This window comes from uncultured Campylobacter sp., from assembly GCF_937997595.1.
GTDB lineage: Bacteria > Campylobacterota > Campylobacteria > Campylobacterales > Campylobacteraceae > Campylobacter_B.
Map to the genome: position 1 here is coordinate 1 of NZ_CALKTS010000028.1, position 4,230 is coordinate 4,230.

Annotated in this window: 4 protein-coding genes; all 4 read right to left on the reverse strand. The window is 53.5% G+C overall.

Going from position 1 to position 4,230, the window contains the following annotated elements:
- Positions 1–422: 422 nt before the first annotated feature.
- Positions 423–1,112, reverse strand: a complete 690-nt coding sequence (locus Q0614_RS00885) for a hypothetical protein (RefSeq protein ID WP_298785864.1) — start codon at positions 1,110–1,112, stop codon at positions 423–425.
- On the reverse strand, positions 1,112–2,371 hold the full coding sequence (locus Q0614_RS00890) for a hypothetical protein (protein WP_298785865.1): 1,260 nt from the start codon (positions 2,369–2,371) through the stop codon (positions 1,112–1,114). Before Q0614_RS00890 ends, Q0614_RS00885 begins: the two co-directional genes overlap by 1 nt.
- A 132-nt stretch (positions 2,372–2,503) precedes the next feature.
- A complete protein-coding gene (gene aroC, locus Q0614_RS00895) occupies positions 2,504–3,619 on the reverse strand; it encodes a chorismate synthase (protein ID WP_298785867.1) in 1,116 nt (371 codons plus the stop codon).
- Positions 3,616–4,230: putative dsRNA-binding protein (locus tag Q0614_RS00900; RefSeq protein ID WP_298785869.1), on the reverse strand; the 615-nt coding region annotated here is incomplete at its 5' end. The genes Q0614_RS00900 and aroC, both read right to left, overlap by 4 nt.

Genomic DNA, 4,230 nt, shown 5'->3' on the forward strand with positions numbered 1-4,230 from the left:
ATCGGCTCTTTGTCGTAATCCCTCATAAAATTCCTTTTCGGTATGATTTTTGACGAAGCGCATTTTATCACCGCCTCGCTTTCGACGCGTTTAAGAACGCAGCATATTTGCGGAGGCGCTTGCGGCGAGGCGAGTTGCGATAAGCGGTGATCATCCTCACTAAACGGCGGACAATGTGGCGCTCTTTGCGGCTAGCTATCGGGCTTTTTAGACACAGAGCAAGCTTGTCTGCGACTGATTAGAGAACTGCTTTGGGTACCGAGCGATCTCATCTGCGATTGCTGTGAGTAGAATTTTGCTCGAAACCTAACCCCAATCTCGCCGCGAAATACTCGCGCGGCATCCGCCTTTGTGCTTCGTTTACGTTTAGCCTTATCCAGGCTACCCCGCGGGTCTAAATTTACGCTGAAAACCGAAAAATTTCACGCCTTAATGTCGTAGCTGAAATTTTTCAAAAAATATATACGTAAAGCTTCGCGCTCGGCGCGGCTGGGACGGATGCAAAAAAATACCGCCGCGCCCGTATCGTCCTTACCGCGCAGTAGCAGGCAGTCGCGCAGTCGTAGCCCCGCTCGTCCGTCTAGCCTTCGCGCGACGACGAGCTTTGAAGCGATCAAAATCGCAAAAATGCCCGCCGCTGCATAAATCGCAGCCTCGGCAAAGCCGAATTTGATCGTCAAAAACACTCCTGCGACGTATGCGAAAAGAAGCAAGAATTTTAAAATTTCTTGCAGTTTCAAAAACCGTTCGTAGCTTAGAAACGGCACGCGAAACGTCCGCACGAAGCCGAGCGACGGCTCTATCAGATCGACGCATCCAAGCATAAGATCGTATTTGTCTAGCCCTCTGCGAAAGGATATTTTAAGCTCGTCAAATTCCACGCGAGCCGCCTCTTTGCTACCGCTTCGCAGATAAAGTAACGCTAAAAACATAAAAACGATCGTCAGGCTGGGCTTGGCTCGCTGCGAGCGTAGCGGGCTGTCCGTGTAAAACAGCTCCCCCGATCCGCCGATGTCTAAAGAGATAAAAATGCAAAAAAACGCAAGGATAGAGGCGGAGAAAATTTTATAAAATGTATCGTCGCAGATGAGGCTGAATTCGGGCTTTTGCATTAGTTTTTGTATAGCGGCGCGTCGGTGATTTTAAATCTAAATTTATTGCCCGCGCCGATAAATTTCACGAAGCTCGCTACGTCAAATCCCCGCTGCGGCGTGCTTAGCGGCGGCTTGGCAAGGATCTCGAAGCTTAGCCCCGCGTAGTTGAAAAACTTGCCGCAGCGCCGAAAGCCGTGCCTGCCGTAGAATTCTATGCGGCGCAGGCGCTGCGCGAGATTGGGCGCGTCCTCGTGCGGCGGCTCGACGTCAAGGACGACTTGCGCGCTCGGATTTTGCGTGACGATGAGCGCGAGCAGCCTTGAGCCGATCCCCAGCCCGCGAAATTTCGCATCGATGCCGAGGTAGGCCACGTAAAAAATCTCGCTTTCTCCGCCGCTTGAAATTCCGCTCTCATCGTAGCGCGAAATTCCGCTTTCTGCAGTACCTGACGAAATTTTGTCCTCTGTGGCGCTTGATGAAATTTTGCCGCCCGCACCGCAAATCAAACGGTCCTCGTCGATCAGAATTTTGCTATCTGCACTCGCATTTAAAATTTCATCGCCGCTAAAAGGCTGCGCTTTTCGGCTCGCGATTTTACCGCTAGCAACGCTAAAAAATTTTGCTTCTGAAAATTCCGCTTTACCGCTTGAGATTTCATCCTCTGCGCCGTCAAATTCCGCGCCGCTATGGGCTTTGGATTTTAAAATTTTATCCGCATTTAGGCGAGGCGGCGGCTGTTTGTGGTGCGAAACCGCGCGCTTGTAGGTTTGCTCGGTCCTATAGACGCAAAACCCAACGAGCTCCTCGCCGCTTAAATTTTGCGCCGCCACGCTTGAATTTTCGCCTGTCGCCGCGCTGGGATTTTTACTTTCCAAGCTGGATTTTTCACACGTCGCATTAGATTTTTTACCTATCACGCTGCGATTTTTGGAATTCAAAGAGGCGAATTCTACCGCGCTGCGGTTAGCCGCATCGGAATTTTTACTCGTAGCATCGCGATCTTGGCTCGCTTCGCCGCAATCTTGCTTTACCGCGCAAAAATCCTGCTTCGGCGCGCATAAATTTTCGCTTTCCGCCGCGTGATTTTTACTCGTAACACCGACAGCACCCAGGGCGCTAAAATCCTCGAAAATCGCCGCGATTTCAAGCTGTCCTTTGCGCGACATTTTTAAGAAATTTTTTATGCTGATACGCTCGATTTCGGGGAACGCTGCGACGTTGATCGCCTCTATGCGTGCGATCAGCGCCGAGTCCTCGCCGATACGCTCAAGTCTCATTTTGCCCTCCTTGTCGCGATAGGCCTACCGCGTAAATTTAAAATTTGCCCGCCTCGCTCGCGGGAATTTCATCGCTCGGCCCTTGAAATTTCATGGAATTTCGCAAAATTTCGCCGCGCCGCTCGTCTAAATTTAATCCTCGCCGTAAATTCGCTTTAAATTCCCCAGCGTCGCGCTCGCGTTTAGCAGTAGCGCATCGGCGATCGCCAGCCGCGCCATTGCGGTAGCTACGACGCTGCCGCGCACGGCGATACACGGATCGTGCCGTCCGCGCAGCTCGCAGACCGCGTCTGCGCCGCGCACGTCCACGCTGTGCTGCGCCATAAAAATACTCGGAGTGGGCTTAAAATGCGTCGCAATCTCGATAGGCGCGCCGCTACTTATGCCGCCTAGGATCCCGCCTGCGTTGTTGCTTGCGAAATTTGCGCCGATCTTGCCGCCGTTGGTGCGGATCGAATTTTTGCTAGCGCCCATGAAATCATTGTTTTCGCTGCCTTTTAGCGTGCTTGCCTTCACTCCTGCGCCGATCTGCACGGCCTTTACACCGTTTATACCCATCAGCGCGCCCGCAAGCGTCGCATCGAGTTTACCATACAGCGGCTCGCCAAGCCCCGCAGGCACGCCCGTGACGCGCGTTAGCACGCAGCCGCCGATGCTATCGCCCGCATTTTTGACGCTTAGGATTAGCTCCTTCTGTGCGTCCTCTACAGCGGGATCGAGCGCGAAAATTTCACTGTTTTGCGCAAAGTCGAAGTCTAAATTTTCCGCGTAAATTTCGCCCACGCCGCAGATTCCGCTCTTTGCGGAAATTTTAAAGTGATCCAGCAGGATTTGCGCGAACGCTCCTGCAGCCACGCGCACGGCGGTTTCGCGCGCGCTTGCTCGCCCGCCGCCTCGGTAATCGCGCAGTCCGTATTTGGCAAAATATGTAAAATCGGCGTGAGCGGGGCGGAAAATATCCTTTAGATTTTCGTAGTCCTTTGAGTGCTGGTTTGCGTTGCGTATGATAAATCCGATCGGCGCGCCGGTGCTGCGACCGTCAAAAATTCCGCTTAAAATTTCGATCTCGTCGGCTTCTTTGCGCGGCGTAGCGTATCTGCCGCCCGGTTTGCGGCGGTCAAGCTCGCTTTGTATATTTGAAATCTCGATCTCCACGCCAGCCGGCAATCCGTCCAAAACGCCGCCGATCGCCGCGCCGTGGCTCTCGCCGAAGGTGCTAAGGCGCAATCTCTCGCCGAAAGTATTCATAGTGCGCCTCCTTGATCGCCGCCGCCTTGTTTGTCCGTATCACGCCCGCTTTTTTTGCCGCCTCGATCATTATGGTCGCTCTTTGCGCTGCTTCGCGCTCGTCCGCCGCCATTTCGCGAGCCTTTTTTGCCGTTCTGAGCGCGATTTGCGCCGCTTTGTGCGTCGCTATCGAATGCTGTTTGCTCGCCATTTGACGCATTAGCACCGTGCGAAGCGCCGTTTTGTAAAAGCTCGATCGCGATTTGCGCGCATTTTTGCTCGGCCTCCTTTTTGCTCGCTCCCACGGCGGATGAGAGCCGCTTGCCGCCTACGAGCGCCGCCATTTCGAAGCTTTTTTTGTGATCGGGGCCGCTCGAGCCTAAAAGGATATATTCGGGCGTGACGCCGAATTTTGCCTGTGTAAGCTCTTGCAGCGCGGTTTTGTAGTCTCGCACGAGCTCGTTAAAGCTGATGCGCGGATAGAGGATTTCTAAGATTGTAGTCGCGATTCGGGCGGTGTTTTGCAGCCCGCTCTCAAGATAGACGGCGCCCATTATCGCCTCAAAGGCGTCCGAAAGCAGCGAGGGTTTCTCGCGTCCGCCGTTACGCTCCTCGGACAGCGACATATTCAG